This window comes from Streptomyces sp. LS-MS-L19, assembly GCF_058382285.1.
The window spans coordinates 7951970-7969530 of record NZ_JBYCLL010000001.1; the positions used below are offsets into that span (position 1 = coordinate 7951970).

Consider the following 17561-nt stretch of genomic DNA (forward strand, 5'->3'; position numbering starts at 1 on the left):
TCGCCCGGCCGGGGTGGGTCTCGCGGCCCGGGTGGGTCTCCCGGCCCGCGTGGGTTCAGAAGACGGCCGCGCTCGTACCGCCGGGAATCTCCGCCAGCCGTACCGCCCGGTGCTCCCGCCGGGACACCTCGCACGCCTCGGCGATCCGCAGCGCCTGGAGGGCCTCACGGCCGTCGCAGGGGTTGGCCCGCTCGCCCCGGACCACCTCGATGAACGCGTCCAGCTCGGCTTCGTAGGCGGGTCCGAACCGCTCCAGGAACCCCGTCCACGGCTTGTCCGCCGCGGGCGGCCCGGTCGGCTCCGTGGACGCGATGGGCGTCCGGTCGTCCAGGCCCACCACGACCTGGTCCAGCTCCCCGGCGAGCTCCATGCGCACGTCGTACCCGGCCCCGTTCAGCCGTGTCGCCGTGGCCGTCGCGAGGGTCCCGTCGTCGAGGGTGAGCAGGGCCGCCGCGGTGTCCACGTCCCCCGCGGCCCGGAACATCGGCGGACCGGCGTCCGACCCGGCCGCGTACACGTCGACGATCTCGTGCCCGGTCACCCAGCGCAGGATGTCGAAGTCGTGGATCAGGGTGTCCCGGTACAGCCCGCCGGACAGCGGCAGCCACTCCGCGGGCGGCGGCGCCTGGTCGGAGGTCAGCGCCCGCACGGTGTGCAGCCGGCCGAGCCGCCCCGAGCGCACGGCCTCCCGCGCGCCCGTGTAGCCCGTGTCGAAGCGGCGCTGGAAGCCCATCTGGAGAATCGTCCCGGCGGTCTCGACCTCGGCGATGGCGTGCAGCGTGCCGGGCAGGTCGAGCGCGATGGGCTTCTCGCAGAACACCGGCAGTCCCGACCGCGCCGCCCGGCCGATCAGCTCGGCGTGGGCCGAGGTCGCCGTAGTGATCACCACGGCGTCCACGCCCCACTTGAAGATCTCGTCGACGCCGGGGGCAGCCGTCTCCCCGAGGCGGTTCGCGAGCTCCTGCGCCCGCGCACCGTCCGCGTCCGTGAGGATTAAGGAACCGACCTCCCGATGGCGGCTGAGCGTGTTCGCATGAATGGTGCCGATGCGGCCCGTCCCAATGACCCCGATGCGCATGTGAACAAAATGTGGCTGATGGGCGCCCGCTGTCAATCCGTATGTCCGGACAACCGAACTACACAACTTCCCGTCAACAACGCACACAGCTACGCTCGGCCCCGTGCCGAAACCAGAAGTGGACCCGACCGTGACGCTCGAGCTCAGCGTGGACCGCAGCAGCCCGGTGCCGCTGTACTTCCAGCTGTCCCAGCAGCTGGAGGCCGCCATCGAGCACGGAACGCTCACTCCCGGCAGCCTCCTGGGCAACGAGATCGAGCTCGCCGCCCGGCTCGGCCTGTCCCGGCCCACGGTCCGCCAGGCCATCCAGTCGCTCGTCGACAAGGGCCTGCTCGTGCGCCGCCGCGGAGTCGGCACCCAGGTCGTGCACAGCCAGGTCAAGCGCCCCCTGGAGCTCAGCAGCCTCTACGACGACCTGGAGGCGGCCGGCCAGCGCCCCGCGACGAAGGTCCTGGTCAACACCGTCGTTCCCGCCACCGCCGAGATCGCCGCGGCGCTCGGTGTCGCCGAGGACAGCGACGTGCACCGGGTGGAACGCCTGCGTCTCGCCCACGGCGAGCCGATGGCCCACCTGTGCAACTTCATCCCCCCGGCCCTCCTGGACCTCGACACCGCCCAACTGGAGACCACCGGCCTGTACCGCATGATGCGCACGGCCGGCATCACCCTCCACAGCGCCCGCCAGACCATCGGCGCGCGAGCGGCCACGACGGAGGAGGCGGACCGCCTGGCGGAGGAGGTGGGGGCACCTTTGCTGACGATGCAACGTGTGACTTTCGACGACACAGGGCGAGCTGTCGAGTACGGCACGCACACCTATCGCCCAACTCGCTATTCATTCGAATTCCAGCTCCTGGTCCGGCCTTAAAGGGGCGCGGGGAACTGCGCGATCAGCCACGTACTGCGCGCACCCGGCATGACGCGCGCACTCCCCTTTGCTGCCCCGTGTTCGGCACCCGGCGGGCCCGTGCGGCAGAATCGGGCCTTGATGAGCACCTACGGCAACTTCAGCGCCCCCATAGGCTCCCGCCGCGCCCCCGCCCTGCGGACCGTCGGCACGAGGGAACGCCGCTCACACCTGACGGCACCCCGCGTGCCCACGGTCGGCATCGACATCGGCGGCACCAAGGTCATGGCGGGAGTCGTCGACGCCGACGGCAACATCCTGGAGAAGGTCCGCACCGAGACCCCGGACAAGTCCAAGAGCCCCAAGGTCGTCGAGGACACCATCGTCGAACTGGTCCTGGACCTCTCCGACCGCCACGACGTCCACGCCGTCGGCATCGGCGCGGCCGGCTGGGTCGACGCCGACCGCAACCGTGTGCTGTTCGCCCCCCACCTGTCCTGGCGCAACGAGCCCCTGCGGGACCGCATCGCGGGCCGTCTCGCGGTCCCGGTCCTGGTGGACAACGACGCCAACACCGCCGCCTGGGCCGAGTGGCGCTTCGGCGCGGGCCGCGGCGAGGACCACCTCGTCATGATCACGCTCGGCACCGGCATCGGCGGCGCGATCCTCGAGGACGGCCAGGTCAAGCGCGGCAAGTACGGCGTCGCCGGCGAGTTCGGCCATATGCAGGTCGTGCCCGGCGGCCACCGCTGCCCGTGCGGCAACCGCGGCTGCTGGGAGCAGTACAGCTCCGGGAACGCGCTGGTCAGGGAGGCCAGGGAGCTGGCCGCCGCTGACTCCCCGGTGGCGTACGGGATCATCGAGCACGTCAAGGGCAACATCGGCGACATCACCGGCCCGATGATCACCGAGCTGGCCCGCGAGGGCGACGCGATGTGCATCGAGCTGCTCCAGGACATCGGCCAGTGGCTCGGCGTCGGCATCGCCAACCTCGCGGCCGCCCTCGACCCGTCCTGCTTCGTCATCGGCGGCGGGGTCAGCGCGGCCGACGACCTCCTGATCGGCCCCGCGCGGGACGCGTTCAAGCGCCAGCTCACCGGCCGCGGCTACCGCCCCGAGGCCCGTATCGCCCGGGCCCAGCTGGGCCCCGAGGCCGGCATGGTCGGCGCCGCCGACCTGGCCCGCCTCGTCGCCCGCCGCTTCCGGCGCGCGAACCGGCGCCGGGTGGAGCGGCACGAACGCTACGAGCGGTACGTGGAGGCCCGCCGCACGTCCCGGGACACCGCGTGAACGCATCCCTGCCCCGTCAGGCCTCGGCGCCCCCCGAAGAACCGGAGCGGCCCACCGAGGACCGCCGGCACATGATCCGCCGCAGGGCGATCACGCTGCTCATCATCGGCCTGCTGATCGGCGTCCCGGCCGGCTATCTGGTGATCTCCGCGAACCAGAGCCGCGACAGCGGCAAGGACAAGGAGGCGAAGTACTCCGCGACGGGCCTCACGCCCGACTGGCCGTCCAAGGTCCAGCGCCGCCTCTACCAGGTGCCGGTCCCGCACCCCGCGGACCTGGTCGCCTCCTACGAGACCAACAACTGGAAGACCAGCCGCCTCTACGTCCAGTTCCGCACGAGCGACGCGGGCCTCGCCGCCTTCCTCACCGCCATGGGCGTCAGCCGCGCCGACCTCAAGAAGAACGACATCACCATCAGCGAGCGCGACCAGAAGGTCAGCGGCTGGAAGTTCGACGGACCCCGCTCCTGGTGGGGCCTGACCCACGCCCAGAAGGACCCCGCGCCCACCCAGGACGTCATGGTCAACCTGACCGTCCCCAACGCCCCGAAGGTGTACGTCGTCTCCCGTACGGTCCCCTGACCGGGCCGGTCCGGCGAGCCGCTCCACCGGTCGCCGGAGCCGATTGTCAGACCCCGCCCGTAGAGTCGAAGACGACTGATCCGACATGCGGGCGGGAGGTGACAGGACGTATGAGCGCCAGGGCCGTGGTGGCCGAGCGACAGGGACCGGCCGTCCCGGTGCGCCTCGCCGCGATCTTCCTCCCCGCGCCCCTTCCCCGCGAGGGCCGCATCGCGTTCTGGGACCCCGAGGACGCACCCCTGCCCGCCGAGCCTCATGAGAGCGACGCCGGGCCGGTGGAGCGCACCGAGGCCGACGCCGCCCGCGTGGAGCGCACCGAGCTCACTGTCGTACGACCGCACGGCGCCGGAGTCCGGCGCCGGACCGCTCCCGCCCTCTCGCTCCCGCTCGGCGAGGCCCTTCCGCTGCTCGTCCGGGCCCGGCGCGACCCGGCCGCCCATCCCGCCACCGCCTGCTGGGGCGCGGCCGCCCTGCACGCGCTGCGGCTCACCGCCCGCGGCCGCCTGCTCCCCGGCCTGACCGCCACCGGCCACGACGCCTGGCGGGCCGGCCCCCTGGACCCCGACGACATCGCCCACCTGCGCGCGATCGCCGCCGCCCTGCCCCACGAGGGCCACGCGGTCCCGCTGCCGGGGCCCGGCCCGCTGCGGCTGCCGGAGCCGGAAGCGCTGATGCGGTCCTTCCTCGACGCGGTCGCGGACACCCTGCCCCGCACCCCGGCCGCCTCCTTCGCCTCCGGCAAGCCCTTCGCGGCCCGCGCCCCCCAGCGGCTGCCGCAGGCCCACGACTGGGCCGCCGAGGTCGCCGCGGGCATGGACGCGGGCGTGCGGATCTCGCTCCGCCTGGACCTGTCGGCGTACAACCTGTTCCACGCCGACGAGTCCGGTGCGCGCAGCGCGGGCGCCGCGATCGTCCAGGTGCACAGCCTCGCCGACCCGACCCTCGTGACCGACGCGGCGGCGCTGTGGGCGGGCGACGCGGATGCCGCCTTCGGGCCACGCGCACGCGTGGACGCGGCCCTGGCGGTGCGGCGCGCCGCACGGGTCTGGCCGCCTCTGGACCGGCTCTCCGAGCAGGACGTACCCGACGTACTGGCCCTGTCCGACGAGGAGTTGGGCGACCTGCTCGGTGTGGCGGCGACCCGGCTCGCCGCGGCCGGGGTGGCGGTGCACTGGCCGCGGGACCTGGCTCAGGACCTCACCGCGGCCGCGGTCGTACGCCCCGCGCCGGGCTCGGCGACCGACGGCACCGGTTTCTTCGAGAGCGAGGAACTCCTCCAGTTCCGCTGGCAGTTGGCGCTCGGCGGCGATCCGCTCAGCGAGGCCGAGATGGACGCGCTGGCCGAGGCCCACCGACCCGTGGTACGCCTCAGGGACCAGTGGGTGCTGGTCGACCCCGCCCTCGTCCGCAAGGCCCGCAAACGCGAACTGGGCCTGCTCGACCCGGTCGACGCGCTCTCGGTGGCCCTCACCGGCAGCGCGGACGTCGACGGCGAGACCGTGGAGGCGGTGCCGGTCGGCGCGCTCGCCGCCCTGCGCGACCGCCTGACGACCGGTGTGCACCCCGCGGAACCGCCGCCGGGCCTGCACGCCACCCTCCGGGACTACCAACTCCGCGGCCTCGCCTGGCTGGACCTCATGACCTCCCTGGGCCTCGGCGGCTGCCTCGCCGACGACATGGGACTCGGCAAGACGATCACCGTCATCGCGCTGCACCTGCGCCGGGCCCGCCGCGAGCCGACCCTCGTCGTCTGTCCCGCCTCCCTGCTCGGCAACTGGCAGCGGGAGATCACCCGGTTCGCCCCCGGCGTCCCGGTCCGCCGCTTCCACGGCACGGAGCGCAGCCTGGACGATCTCGACGGCGGCTTCGTCCTCACCACGTACGGCACCATGCGGGCGGCGGCGGCCCGGCTGGCGGAGCAGCGCTGGGGCATGGTCGTCGCGGACGAGGCCCAGCATGTGAAGAACCCCTACTCGGCGACCGCGAAGGCCCTGCGCACCATCCCGTCGCCCGCGCGCGTGGCCCTCACCGGCACCCCGGTCGAGAACAACCTCTCCGAGCTGTGGGCCCTGCTCGACTGGACGACCCCAGGGCTCCTCGGCCCGCTGAAGTCCTTCCGCGCCCGGCACGCGCGCGCGGTGGAGAACGGCGAGGACGAGGAGGCCGTGACCAGGCTGGCGCGGCTGGTGCGGCCCTTCCTCCTGCGCCGCAAGAAGTCGGACCCGGGCATCGTCCCCGAACTGCCGCCCAAGACGGAGACGGACCACCCGGTCCCGCTCACCCGCGAACAGGCCTCGCTGTACGAGGCGGTGGTGCGGGAGTCGATGCTGGCCATCGAGACGGCGGAGGGCATCGCGCGGCGGGGCCTGGTGCTGAAGCTGCTGGGTGCGCTGAAGCAGATCTGCGACCATCCCGCGCTGTACCTGAAGGAGGAGGTCCCGCCGACGGCGGGTGACCGCCTCGCCGCCCGCTCGGGCAAACTGGCCCTGCTGGACGAGCTGTTGGACACCCTGCTGGCGGAGGACGGCTCGGCGATCGTCTTCACGCAGTACGTCGGCATGGCCCGTCTCATCACCGCCCACCTCGCCGCCCGCGCGGTCCCGGTGGACCTGCTGCACGGGGGCACGCCGGTGCCGGAGCGGGAGCGGATGGTGGACCGTTTCCAGAGCGGTGCGATCCCGGTGCTGGTGCTGTCGCTGAAGGCGGCGGGCACCGGCCTCAACCTCACCCGCGCGGGCCACGTGGTCCACTTCGACCGCTGGTGGAACCCGGCCGTGGAGGAGCAGGCCACCGACCGTGCCTACCGCATCGGCCAGACCCAGCCCGTCCAGGTCCACCGCCTCATCACCGAGGGCACGGTGGAGGACCGCATCGCGGAGATGCTCGAGTCCAAGCGAGCCCTCGCCGACGCGATCCTCGGCTCCGGCGAGTCCGCCCTCACCGAACTCACGGACCGCGAACTGACCGACCTGGTCTCCCTCCGGAGGCCGTCATGACCCCGGGCCCCGCCGACGAGGCCCGCCGAGCCCTGCGGGCGGCACGGGAGCGCGCTGCGGTGGAGGCCGACGGGACCGCGGCGGGCACGGACACCGCGAAACACCAGGACACGCCCGCCTCAGCGACGGCGGGGGAGCAGGTCAGGGCTGCGGAACAAACAGCGGAGAGCCCTGCGGCGGGCGACGCGGGCCGGCGCACCATGCCCGCGTCGCCGGCTCCGGGGCGGGGGAGCACGGTGGCGGGGGAGGAGGGCAAGGCTGCCGGGCAGGGGGCGGAGAGTTCTGGGGAGAGGGACGCGGGGGGTCTGCGGACCGAAGGCGTGGGCGGGTTTGGCACGAGGGGGGCGGAGAGCGCTGAGGGCGAGGGGGCTCACGGTCCTGCGGCCGAAGAGCCGGGCGGCTTTGCGGCCGAAGGCGCGGAGAGTTCAACGGTTGGGGGAGTCCCCGGTGCTGAAGTGAAGGGACCGGGTGGCTTTGTGGCCGGGCGGACTGAGCGTTCAACCGCCGAGGGAGCCCACGGTCCCGTGGTGATGGGGCCGGGCCGCTTCGTCCGCGAGGGCGCGGAGAGTTCAGCGGCCGAGCGGGCTTACGGTCCTGCCGCTGAGGGAGCCGATGACTCGGCGGCCGAGGGGGCTCACACAGCCGCGGCGAAGGCGGCGGCGAGTTCAGCGGCCGAGGGGATGCACGGCGCCGAGGTGAAAGGGGCGGCCGGCTTCGAGGAGAGGGAGCGCACTGCGGGGGGAGGTGCGGCTGCTCGCGCGTCCGCGGAGGCCGACGAGCCTGGTACGTCTGCAAGGGACGGCGCAGGGGGTGCGGTGGCCGAGGACGCCGTAACTGGCACCGCCCCACCCGAGCCCCGGCCAGGTGACGCGGCCCGTGCCGCGCTGCGGGAAGCCGTCGCCGCCCGGCGTTCCTCGATCCCCGGTGCGGAGGACGGTACAGGTCGGTCCGACGTACGTGCGGTCGGCGTTCCCTCTTCCAGTTCCGCCAGCGAGGGAGCCGAACAGCCCGCTCCCCCCGCCGAGGCTGCCCCTGACGACACCCCCCGGCGTCCGGACGCGCGCCCCGGGGACGCCGCTCGTGAGGCCCTGCGTGCGGCACGCAAGAGGCGGGCGGACGCCGAGGCCGCCGAGGCGGAGGCCGCCCTCGCGCGTCGGTCACGGCGCGGCACCCGCACCCCCACCCCGTCGCCGGACCGGACGCGCGCACCACGTCCGGCTGCCGGCGTGCGAGCGCGTGACGTACGGGAGTTGCTGGCCGACGCCTTCCGGATGCCCGACGACGTGAACCCGCCGGGGGAGCGGTGGGAGAGCAACAGCCCTTCCCCCGAGGGCTCTCCCGCTCTCGACGAAACCCCCCTGAAGGCCGACACCACACGAGCGACCTCTCCCACCGACCCCCACCCACCCACCGGCACCCACCCCTCACCTCCGCCGGCCGAAGACTCCACGCACCCCGGCACCACCCCCGGCACCCCACCCGGCGGAGCCGCCCCCCGCCACCCCCACTCCATGGCCGCCCCCAACCGGGACAGCGACCTGCGGCGCACCTTCCCCGCCTTCCCTCCCCACGCCTCGGACGGTGCCCGGTTCGCCGCCACCTGGTGGGGCAATGCCTGGGTCACCGCCCTGGAGGAGGGCGCGCTGGACGCCAAGCGGCTCGCGCGGGGCCGGGGTTACGCCGAGCAGGGACACGTGGACGCGATCACCGTGACGCCGGGACTCGTGCTGGCGTATGTGCGGGGGAGCCGCCCCCGCCCGTACCGCGTACAGGTGCGCCTGCGGACGCTCGGCGACGCCGACTGGGACCGCTTCCTGGACCTCGCCGCCGACCGCACCGGACACATCGCCGCCCTGCTCGACCGGGAGATGCCCCAGTCGCTGGCCGAGTGCGGGGTGCCGCTGCTCCCCGGACCCGGCGACCTCGAACCGCAGTGCAGCTGCCCGGACCGCGGTCATCCCTGCAAGCACGCCGCCGCCCTCTGCTACCAGACCGCGCGCCTCCTCGACGCAGACCCCTTCGTCCTGCTCCTGCTGCGCGGCCGCGGCGAACGTGAACTGCTCGACGCGCTGTCCCGTCTCAGTGCCGCCCGCGCCGCCCGCGCGGCACAGGAGAAGGAACCGGCGCCCCTGCCCGGCGTACGGGCGAGCGAAGCCCTCGCGTCCCGCCGACTCCCGCCGCTCCCGGCCCCGTTGCCGGTCCCCGCGCACCCCGAGCAGCCACCGGCGTACCCCGCGTCCCCGGGCGGCCCCGACCCCTTCGCGCTGGACCAGCTGGCCACCGACGCAGCCGCCCGCGCCCACGCCCTGCTCGGTACCGGCCGTGACCCGGTCGGCGAACTGACCCTGTGGCAGGACGCGGTCCGGCTCGCCGCGGCCCGCCCCGGTTCCGGACTCACCGCGGGCACCCGCGCCCTCTACGCCTCCCTGGCCGCGGCCACCGACCGCACCCCGGCCGACCTGGCGCGCGCGGTCGCCGCCTGGCGTCAGGGCGGCCTCGAAGGTCTCGCCGTCCTCGAAGAGCCCTGGGACCCACCGGCCGGACGCTTCGACCGTGCCCGGCCCCTGCTGCTCGCCGCCGACCTCCCCGCCTTCCGGCCCTGGCGCAACCACCTCACCCACCCCCGCGGCCATGTCCAGCTCCGTCTGGGGCGCGACGGCCTGTGGTACGCCTACGAGTCCGAACCGGGCCACGACGACTGGTGGCCCCGCGGCACCCCGGACCTCGACCCGGTCGGCGCCCTCACCGGCCTGGGCACCCCGAGCGACCCGTGAACGGCCCGTGCCGTACCGGCCTCGCCGCCGGGGTTCGGGCATCCCGTGAAGGCGGTGTGAGGGTTGGCCGGTGATGTTCGGGAGCCAGGTGTGGGGAGTAGGGGCAGCGGGTCCGGACGGTAAGAAAAGGCGGTTAGCGTGGGGGCCGTGAGTGAGACGACGACCCCTGCCCTCCAGTACCGCTTCGACGGCCCGGAAGACGCCCCGGTCCTCATTTTGGGCCCGTCGCTCGGGACCACGTGGCACATGTGGGACCGCCAGGTCCCCGACCTGGTCAAGCAGTGGCGGGTCTTCCGGTTCGATCTGCCGGGGCACGGCGGCGCCCACGCCTACCCGGCGGGCTCGGTCGGCGACCTCACCGACCGGCTGCTGGCCACGCTCGACCGGTTCGGCGTGCAGCGCTTCGGCTACGCGGGCTGCGCACTGGGCGGTGCGGTCGGCATGGAGCTGGCGCTGCGCCACCCGGACCGGCTCGCCTCGCTCGCGCTGATCGCCGCCTCGCCCCGTTTCGGCAGCGCCGACGAGTTCCGCCAGCGCGGGGTGATCGTACGGACGAACGGGCTCGATCCCATCGCCCGTACGTCCCCGGACCGCTGGTTCACCTCCGGGTTCGCCGCCGCCCAGCCCGCGATCACCGACTGGGCCGTGCAGATGGTGCGCACCACCGACCCCGGCTGCTACATCGCGGCCTGTGAGGCGCTCGCCGCCTTCGACGTGCGGGCCGAACTCGCGAGCGTCGGGGTGCCGACGCTGGTGCTCGTCGGCTCCGACGACCAGGTCACCGGACCGGCCGAGGCCCGCACCCTGGTCGCGGGCATTCCGGACGCCCGGCTCGCCGTCGTGCCCGGGGCCTCCCATCTGGTGCCGGTCGAGCAGCCCGCGGCCGTCACCGACCTGCTGGTCAGACACTTCTCCACCGCCTGGCAGCCGGCCTTCGACTCCGCCACCGGGCAGACCGCGATCCCCGCGGCCCCCGGCAAGCCGGTCCTGGCGGCCGCCCCGCCGCAGCCGGTGCCGATCGCCGAGATCGCGCCGGCCGTCCCGACCCCGCAGACCGCCGTCCGGACCGACCCGTACGACGCCGGTATCAAGGTCCGCCGCGAGGTGCTGGGCGACGCGCACGTGGACGGGGTGCTGGCGCAGGCCGACGACTTCTCGGCCGACTTCCAGGAACTCCTCACCCGCTACGCCTGGGGCGAGATCTGGGACCGGCCGGGGCTCGACCGCCGTTCCCGCAGTGTCGCCTCCCTCACCGCGCTCGTCGCCGGCGGGCACCTGGACGAGCTCGCCTCCCACACCCGGGCCGCCCTGCGCAACGGCCTGACCCCCTCCGAGATCAAGGAAGTGCTGCTCCAGGCGGCCGTGTACTGCGGGGTCCCGGCGGCCGGCAGCGCGTTCAAGGTGGCCCAGCAGGTCATCCGCGAGGAGACCACGCCCACCGAGTGATCGTCGGAGGCGGGTGGCGAGAGCACCTGCCTGTGCGGCCCGTCGGCGCGGGACGGGGGGCAGGATGGACCCCATGAAGCTCACGAAGAAGTCGCACGCCTGCGTCCGTCTGGAGAAGGACGGACAGACCCTCGTCCTCGACCCCGGGGGGTTCAGTGAGGAGGACGCCGCCCTCGGCGCCGACGCGATCCTCGTCACCCACGAGCACCCCGACCACTTCAGCGAGGAGCGGCTGCGGGCGGCCCTGGACGCCAACCCGGCCGCCGAGATCTGGACGCTGAGGTCGGTCGCCGAGAAGATCTCGGCCGCCTTCCCGGGCCGCGTGCACACCGTCGGCCACGGCGACACCTTCACCGCCGCGGGCTTCGACGTCCAGGTCCACGGCGAACTGCACGCGGTGATCCATCCGGACATCCCGCGCATCACCAACGTCGGCTACCTGATCGACGGCGGCCGCGTCTTCCACCCCGGCGACGCCCTCACCGTCCCCGACCACACCGTCGAGACGCTGATGCTGCCCGTCATGGCCCCCTGGAGCAAGATCTCCGAGGTCATCGACTACGTCCGTGAGGTCAAGCCGCAGCGCGCCTACGACATCCACGACGCCCTCCTCACCGACCTCGCCCGGCCGATCTACGACAACCAGATCGGCGGCCTCGGCGGCGCGGAGCACCTGCGGCTGAAGCCCGGGGAGAGCACGGCTCTGTGAGTGTCAGTGCCGCCCGGTAGGTTGTCAGGCATGCGCATCGCGACCTGGAACGTCAACTCGATCACCGCCCGTCTCCCGAGGCTGCTGGCCTGGCTGGAGAGCACCGGCACCGACGTGCTGTGCCTCCAGGAGGCCAAGCTCGCCGAGGAGCAGTTCCCGTTCGACCAGCTGCGCGAGGCAGGGTACGAGGCGGCGGTGCACGCGACCGGCCGGTGGAACGGCGTGGCGGTGATCTCCCGGGTGGGCGTCGAGGACGTCGTCAAGGGCCTGCCCGGCGACCCCGGCTACGACGGCGCCCCCGAACCCCGCGCCATCTCCGCGACCTGCGGCCCGGTCCGCGTCTGGTCGGTGTACGTGCCCAACGGCCGCGAGGTCGACCACCCGCACTACGCCTACAAGCTCCAGTGGTTCGAGGCCCTGAAGGCCGCGGTCGCCGGTGACGCGGCCGGCAGCCGCCCCTTCGCGGTCCTGGGCGACTACAACGTGGCGCCGACCGACGACGACGTCTACGACGTGGCCGCCTTCGAGGGCCTCACCCATGTCACCCCGGCCGAGCGCGCCGCCCTCGCCGCCCTGCGCGAGGCGGGCCTGTCCGACGTGGTCCCGCGCCCCCTCAAGTACGACCACCCGTTCACGTACTGGGACTACCGCCAGCTCTGCTTCCCCAAGAACCGCGGCATGCGCATCGACCTGGTGTACGGCAACGAGTCGTTCGCGAAGGCCGTCACCGACGCGTACGTCGACCGGGAGGAGCGCAAGGGCAAGGGCGCGTCGGACCACGCGCCGGTGGTCGTGGACCTGGACGTCTAGACCCGGGCCCTCACAGCAGCCCCAGGTCCACCGACTCCGCGAGCGCGGCCAGCCCCGCGTCCCCCGGATGCAGATGGTCCCCGCTGTCGTACCCGGCCCGCATCCGCTCCGGGCGGGCCGGGTCGCGCACCACGCCGTCGAAGTCCAGGACACCGTCGAACACCCCGGCGTCCCGGATCCAGGCGTTGACCGCGACGCGCTCGGCGTCCACGGCGGCCGTGCACCGCGCCTCGCCCCCGCAGGGCAGGATCGTCGCCGCGAGCATCCGCAGCCCGCGCGCCCGCCCCCGCTCCGCGAGCTCCCGCAGCCCGGCCACCACCTCCCGCGCGGACGCCCCCGACCGCAGGTCGTTGACCCCCTCGAACACCACGGCCGTACGCACCGACGCCTGGGCGAGGACATCCCGGTCGAACCGGTTGAGGGCGCTCACCCCCTGGGTGACCGTGGAGACCCCGTCGCCGGGATACCCGTCGAAGACCACACGGTTCCCGGAGATCCCCTGGTTGAGCACCCCATAGTGCGGCGCCACACTTTGCGCCCGCAGCCGTGCGGCCAGCACATCCGGCCACCGCCGGTTGGCGTCCGTCGTGGACCTGGTGCCGTCCGTGATCGAGTCCCCGAGCACCACCACGGACCCCGGCCCACCGCCCACGTCGACACCGGTCAGCAGGGGCCGACTGGTGAGGATCGAGGTGTACGGCGCTCCCGTCGCGTCGGCCGTGTGGTCGCCCCTCCCGCTCACATACGACCGCTGCGCCCCGAGCCTGTGCACCGGGGCCGTCGCCACCGTCCCCGGCAGATGGAAGCTCACCAGCAGATCGGCGCCCGCGGGCACCTCGAAGCCGAGCGGATCGCTGAACGCCTGCGCCCCGGCCGGGATCTCGACACCGGCCGCACCCGCGAAGGCGACCGCCACCGGTCTCTCCCGGGCCGCGGCGCCCACCGCCCGCACCGCCACACTCGCGGCGCCGATCCGCACCGGCGCCGCCGCGAAGGTGTTGTCGAACCGCAGCCGCACCCGGGGCCCGCCCACCGAGGTGTGCACCACGAGCCGCAGCGTCCGGTCGGTCCACGGCCCCACGGCCTGGAGGTTGGAGGTCGCGGCAGTCCAACTCCCGCTCCAGCCGCCTTCCTTGGCCCGCACCGACAGGGCGAAGACATGCATGCCGGGCGCCCGGGGCAGCCGTACCGAAGCCACCTCGCGGTCCGGGGCCAGCGGTACGGTCACGACGTACAGCCGTGCCTGCTCGGTGAGTTGACCCTCGGGCGTGTTCACGTGCGGCAGCGCGACCGCCTTCGTGGCGAGCGGGCCGCGCCGCCAGTCGGGGACCGACAGCCGGTAGGCCGAGCCGCCGCCGTCGGCGTAGGTCACGGTGCCGGAGCCCTCGACGGGTCCACCGCGCGTGCCCGTGGCCAGAAAGGCAAGGGCGTTTCCGCGGCCGCTCACGCGCACGTCCTGCCCGGCGGCCCGGACATGGTCGGGAGCGCCGGCCGGCCGGTCCGGCCAAGTCAGCCTTGCCGCCTGCACGGTGAGGGTGCGGCCCGGGGTCCAGCCGGCGGCGGCGAGGTCCTGGGCCGAGAGGGAGGCGCCCGAGCCGTCGAGGTCGGCCTCGCCGGGGCGGGCGTCGTCGCTGACGGCGGTGCTGTCGAAGAGCCGCTCCAGGGGCAGCGGCACCGAACTCTGCCGCACGAGCGACTCCGCCCCCGCGGCCACGCCTCCCGGCGCAAGGGCCGCGCACAGAGCGAGAACCACCGCACCACCACGGACACCTCGGTGCACAGAAGCCTCCTCGGACTCACAGGGCACAAAAACCGCATCGCGACACTAAGGAGACATCCGTGGCAGGTCAACGCGCCATGCGCGAAGGCGGCGTGAACTCGACCGGGAACGACGGTCCGCGCGCCTGTGGTGCAGGCGACCGGGTGAGTGACACGCTGGGCGTATGAAGATCCCTTTTCTGGGCGGCCGGAGTGAGAAGCCCGGGACCCGCGACGCCGAGGGCATCGCCGAACTGCTCGCCGAGTGCGAGCTGCTGCGCTCCCATGCCTCCCGGTCGGGCGTCGAACTCGACGACACGGAGGCGTCGTTGGAGGCGCTCGACCAGTTGGTGCCCGGCTGGCGCGACGACGAGGAGGTCCTGCTCTGGCTCGGCAACGACGCCGGGCTCTATCTCGGCACGGTCATCGTGCGGACCGTCCCCGGGGCGGCCTGGGATCTGCGGTCGGACGGACAGCCCGTGATCCGGCTGGAGTCCGGCCGTGAGTTCGATGTCGTGGCCGCCGGTCACGAGTGGGCCGGCAGCGGGGTGCCCGAGCTCTCCCAGCTCTACGCGGAGGTCGCCGAGGAGTGAATCCATGGCCGTAAGTACGGCGTAAATACGGCTAATGACCGAAAAGTGCGTGTCGTTCTTTATGTGCGATCTTGCCTCGATAGGTTGCGGCAACCACGACACAGCTGAGAGTGAGTAGGGCTGGGCATGGCCGTCGTCGATCCGTTGATCGAACTGCGTGACGTCAACAAGTACTACGGGGAGCTGCATGTCCTGCAGGACATCAACCTCACCGTCGGCAAGGGGGAGGTGGTCGTGGTCATCGGCCCTTCGGGGTCGGGCAAGTCCACGCTCTGCAGGACGATCAACCGCCTGGAGACCATCAAGTCCGGTTCCATCACGCTCGACGGGCAGCCGCTGCCCGAGGAGGGCAAGGCCCTCGCGAAGCTCCGTGCCGAGGTCGGCATGGTGTTCCAGTCCTTCAACCTGTTCGCCCACAAGACGGTCCTGCAGAACGTCTCCCTGGGGCAGATCAAGGTCCGCAAGCGGAAGAAGGAGCAGGCCGACCGGCGCTCCCGTGAACTCCTCGACCGGGTGGGCCTGGCCGACCAGGCCGACAAGTACCCCGCCCAGCTCTCCGGCGGCCAGCAGCAGCGGGTGGCCATCGCCCGCGCCCTCGCCATGGAGCCCAAGGCCCTGCTGTTCGACGAGCCGACCTCGGCCCTCGACCCGGAGATGATCAACGAGGTCCTGGAGGTCATGCAACAGCTGGCCCGGGAGGGCATGACCATGGTCGTCGTCACCCACGAGATGGGCTTCGCCCGTTCGGCCGCCAACCGCGTGGTGTTCATGGCGGACGGCCGTATCGTCGAGGACCGCGCCCCGGACGACTTCTTCACCCACCCGGACAGCGAGCGTGCCAGGGACTTCCTCTCCAAGATCCTCAAGCACTGAGAGGGGCGACGGCCATGCTCCCGAGCCTCGACTACGATGGTCCGTTCACCCCCACGGCGATGGCGGCCGGGCCCCCGGGGACGCCGCTGCCGGGTGGGGGTCCCCCCACGGCCCTTGAACCGTAGGGGGCAGCGGTCACAGAGCCATACCCGCCCGGCGCCGGCCGGAGATCACTGCTCGCGCAGCGGAATCGACACGTACGACGGGTCGTTCGCCGACGAGGAGAAGGTCAGCTGAGCGCCGGACGGGTTGTGCTCGATGTAGAGCGGGTCGACCGTGTCGACCACCAGGGCGAGACGGTGCCCTGCCGGGACGTCGTAGGCCGTGGAGAACAGCTCCAGGTCGACGTCGAACGGCTTCCCGGGCGTCCGCCCGTGGAAGGTGTACGGCGCGTGGGAGACCAGCTTGCCGAGGCCGAGCGGCCCCACGTCGTACAGGTAGGCGACGAGGGTGCCGCTCTCCTTGGTGGGAGTGAGCGTGGTGTGCAACTCGGCGGTGCCGCGCACCTGTTGGGCGGTGGCGTACTTGCCCGACTGCCATACGGCGGCCCAGCGGCGGGGCAGCAGGGGGATCGAGGCGACCGGGGGAACCCGGGCGATCTGGTCGAGGATGCTGGACAGGAAGACGATCCCGCCGTCCGCGCCCGAGTTCACGTTGGTGTGGATCGTGGTGGTGCCCGCCAGGGCGATCTTCTTCCGTGTGGCGCCGACGGACTTCCAGTCCGGGTAGCCCTCGTAGCCGCCCGTGGAACGGGACTTGAGCCGGACCGGCTCCTCGCGGTCGATCCCGTTGTCCTCGCCCTTGAGGTAGTGGTCGAACCAGCGCTCGGTGTCGGTCCACACGTCGTTGGGCAGGCCGAACAGCCCGGTGAGCTCGGCCGTGGCGTGGTCGCCGGGCCGGAACTCCAGTCTCTTCGGGCCCGTCAGCTTCTCGTAGAAGTCGGCGGACTGGTTGGGCGCGAAGACCGTGTCGCCCCACGCGTTGGCCATCATGACCGCGGCGCCGTTCCGGTTGAGTTGGTCGACGTAGGTCGCGGCAGAACGTTTCTTCCCCCAGTCGATCATCTCCTGTTCCTTCGACAGGTTGGACGCGTAGAAGTTGTCGAAGATCTGCCGGATCTCGGGACTCTGACGGCCGGTGACCAGGCTCGCGCCGTCCAGTACGGCCCCGGCCTGGACGTGCTGGGTGCGGCCGGAGTAGATCGAGTCGATCAGGTCGGCCCAGCCGCTCAGGGCGGCGACCGCCTTGACGCGCTTGTCCTGGGCGGCGGTGATCAGGCTGATGCCGGCGCCGTACGAGACGCCCGCCATGCCGATGCGCCGGGCGTCGGACGGGGTGTTGGCGAGTGCCCAGTCGATGACCCTGGACGCGTCGGCTATGTCGGGCGGGCCCGCGACTTCTATCTCCCCGCCCGACTGCCAGAACCCGCGCACGTTGTAACTGACCACGATGTAGCCGGAGTTCGCGAGCTTCTGGGCCTGGGCGAGGTACTCGACCTGAGGTAGCCCCCAACTCGTGGGCAGGACGAGCAGCGGGTAGCGCCGGGTGCCGTCGGCTCCGGTGGGTGTGACGACGTTGGCCTTGAGGACGGTGCCGCCGTCACCGGCGATGTCGACGAAGCGGACGGCGTCCGCCGCCTGGGCGGTCGGGGCGAGTCCGAGGGCGCTACCGGCGATCAGAGTCGCGGAGACGGCGCCCACGGTGGTCGTACGCAGGGCCTTGCGAGGGTGTCCCACGGGTCACTCCCTACTCGTGTCAGTGCAAAGTGACCAGACGGTAACCTCGCCCGCTTACCGCAAGTAACCC

Annotated in this window: 13 protein-coding genes; 10 read left to right on the top strand and 3 right to left on the bottom strand. The window is 72.9% G+C overall.

The features are described 5' to 3' along the window. Nucleotides 1–55 precede the first annotated feature (55 nt). On the bottom strand, nucleotides 56–1078 hold the full coding sequence (locus AC2XR2_RS35495) for a Gfo/Idh/MocA family protein (RefSeq protein ID WP_356460038.1): 1023 nt from the start codon (nucleotides 1076–1078) through the stop codon (nucleotides 56–58). A 130-nt stretch (nucleotides 1079–1208) separates the two neighbouring features. Here AC2XR2_RS35495 and AC2XR2_RS35500 point away from each other — a divergent pair, with 130 nt between their 5' ends. The 8 genes from AC2XR2_RS35500 (at nucleotide 1209) to AC2XR2_RS35535 (ending at nucleotide 12531) form a co-directional block, all read left to right on the top strand. Then, nucleotides 1209–1946 (top strand): GntR family transcriptional regulator, encoded by a 738-nt coding sequence (locus AC2XR2_RS35500; RefSeq protein ID WP_381301219.1) that lies wholly within the window; start codon nucleotides 1209–1211, stop codon nucleotides 1944–1946. Between the two features lie 120 nt (nucleotides 1947–2066). Further along, entirely contained in the window at nucleotides 2067–3215 is a 1149-nt protein-coding gene (locus AC2XR2_RS35505) for an ROK family glucokinase (protein ID WP_123763956.1), read from the top strand. After that, nucleotides 3212–3796 carry a sugar kinase gene (locus tag AC2XR2_RS35510; RefSeq protein ID WP_330263550.1) on the top strand — a complete coding sequence of 195 codons (585 nt, stop codon included), beginning with the start codon at nucleotides 3212–3214 and terminating at the stop codon, nucleotides 3794–3796. The genes AC2XR2_RS35505 and AC2XR2_RS35510 overlap by 4 nt, the downstream gene beginning before the upstream one ends. Before the next feature lie 110 nt (nucleotides 3797–3906). Next, nucleotides 3907–6792: an SCO1167/SCO6262 family helicase gene (locus AC2XR2_RS35515; protein WP_491517288.1), complete on the top strand. Its 2886-nt coding sequence runs from the start codon at nucleotides 3907–3909 to the stop codon at nucleotides 6790–6792. A gap of 680 nt (nucleotides 6793–7472) precedes the next feature. Next, nucleotides 7473–9566 carry an SWIM zinc finger family protein gene (locus tag AC2XR2_RS35520; RefSeq protein ID WP_491518561.1) on the top strand — a complete coding sequence of 698 codons (2094 nt, stop codon included), beginning with the start codon at nucleotides 7473–7475 and terminating at the stop codon, nucleotides 9564–9566. A 147-nt stretch (nucleotides 9567–9713) separates the two neighbouring features. After that, the gene (gene pcaDC, locus AC2XR2_RS35525) at nucleotides 9714–11012 is read left to right on the top strand and encodes a bifunctional 3-oxoadipate enol-lactonase/4-carboxymuconolactone decarboxylase PcaDC (protein ID WP_449349279.1); all 1299 of its coding nucleotides are present in this window, start codon (nucleotides 9714–9716) and stop codon (nucleotides 11010–11012) included. A 73-nt stretch (nucleotides 11013–11085) separates the two neighbouring features. After that, entirely contained in the window at nucleotides 11086–11721 is a 636-nt protein-coding gene (locus AC2XR2_RS35530) for an MBL fold metallo-hydrolase (protein ID WP_381301137.1), read from the top strand. A 30-nt stretch (nucleotides 11722–11751) separates the two neighbouring features. Beyond that, the gene (locus tag AC2XR2_RS35535) at nucleotides 11752–12531 is read left to right on the top strand and encodes an exodeoxyribonuclease III (protein WP_391194842.1); all 780 of its coding nucleotides are present in this window, start codon (nucleotides 11752–11754) and stop codon (nucleotides 12529–12531) included. A 10-nt stretch (nucleotides 12532–12541) separates the two neighbouring features. On the opposite strand, the gene AC2XR2_RS35540 is transcribed toward AC2XR2_RS35535, so the two are convergent. Then, entirely contained in the window at nucleotides 12542–14311 is a 1770-nt protein-coding gene (locus AC2XR2_RS35540; protein WP_491517289.1) for an SGNH/GDSL hydrolase family protein, read from the bottom strand. A 163-nt stretch (nucleotides 14312–14474) separates the two neighbouring features. Here AC2XR2_RS35540 and AC2XR2_RS35545 point away from each other — a divergent pair, with 163 nt between their 5' ends. Both AC2XR2_RS35545 and AC2XR2_RS35550 read left to right on the top strand, forming a co-directional pair. Continuing rightward, on the top strand, nucleotides 14475–14882 hold the full coding sequence (locus AC2XR2_RS35545) for a DUF6278 family protein (RefSeq protein ID WP_330263545.1): 408 nt from the start codon (nucleotides 14475–14477) through the stop codon (nucleotides 14880–14882). 126 nt (nucleotides 14883–15008) lie between these two features. Further along, nucleotides 15009–15755 carry an amino acid ABC transporter ATP-binding protein gene (locus tag AC2XR2_RS35550; protein ID WP_381301132.1) on the top strand — a complete coding sequence of 249 codons (747 nt, stop codon included), beginning with the start codon at nucleotides 15009–15011 and terminating at the stop codon, nucleotides 15753–15755. 170 nt (nucleotides 15756–15925) lie between these two features. Here AC2XR2_RS35550 and AC2XR2_RS35555 read toward each other — a convergent pair whose 3' ends face one another. Further along, nucleotides 15926–17491, bottom strand: a complete 1566-nt coding sequence (locus tag AC2XR2_RS35555; RefSeq protein ID WP_491517290.1) for a CocE/NonD family hydrolase — start codon at nucleotides 17489–17491, stop codon at nucleotides 15926–15928. Between the last annotated feature and the right edge of the window lie 70 nt (nucleotides 17492–17561).

Excerpts from the sequence above, each read along its gene's own strand:
- AC2XR2_RS35515 (WP_491517288.1), top strand. The coding sequence starts at position 3,907 with ATGAGCGCCAGGGCCGTGGTGGCCGAGCGACAGGGACCGGCCGTCCCG.
- AC2XR2_RS35530 (WP_381301137.1), top strand. The coding sequence starts at position 11,086 with ATGAAGCTCACGAAGAAGTCGCACGCCTGCGTCCGTCTGGAGAAGGAC.
- AC2XR2_RS35545 (WP_330263545.1), top strand. The coding sequence starts at position 14,475 with ATGAAGATCCCTTTTCTGGGCGGCCGGAGTGAGAAGCCCGGGACCCGC.
- AC2XR2_RS35495 (WP_356460038.1), bottom strand. The coding sequence starts at position 1,078 with ATGCGCATCGGGGTCATTGGGACGGGCCGCATCGGCACCATTCATGCG.
- AC2XR2_RS35535 (WP_391194842.1), top strand. The coding sequence starts at position 11,752 with ATGCGCATCGCGACCTGGAACGTCAACTCGATCACCGCCCGTCTCCCG.
- AC2XR2_RS35550 (WP_381301132.1), top strand. The coding sequence starts at position 15,009 with ATGGCCGTCGTCGATCCGTTGATCGAACTGCGTGACGTCAACAAGTAC.
- AC2XR2_RS35520 (WP_491518561.1), top strand. The coding sequence starts at position 7,473 with ATGCACGGCGCCGAGGTGAAAGGGGCGGCCGGCTTCGAGGAGAGGGAG.
- AC2XR2_RS35505 (WP_123763956.1), top strand. The coding sequence starts at position 2,067 with ATGAGCACCTACGGCAACTTCAGCGCCCCCATAGGCTCCCGCCGCGCC.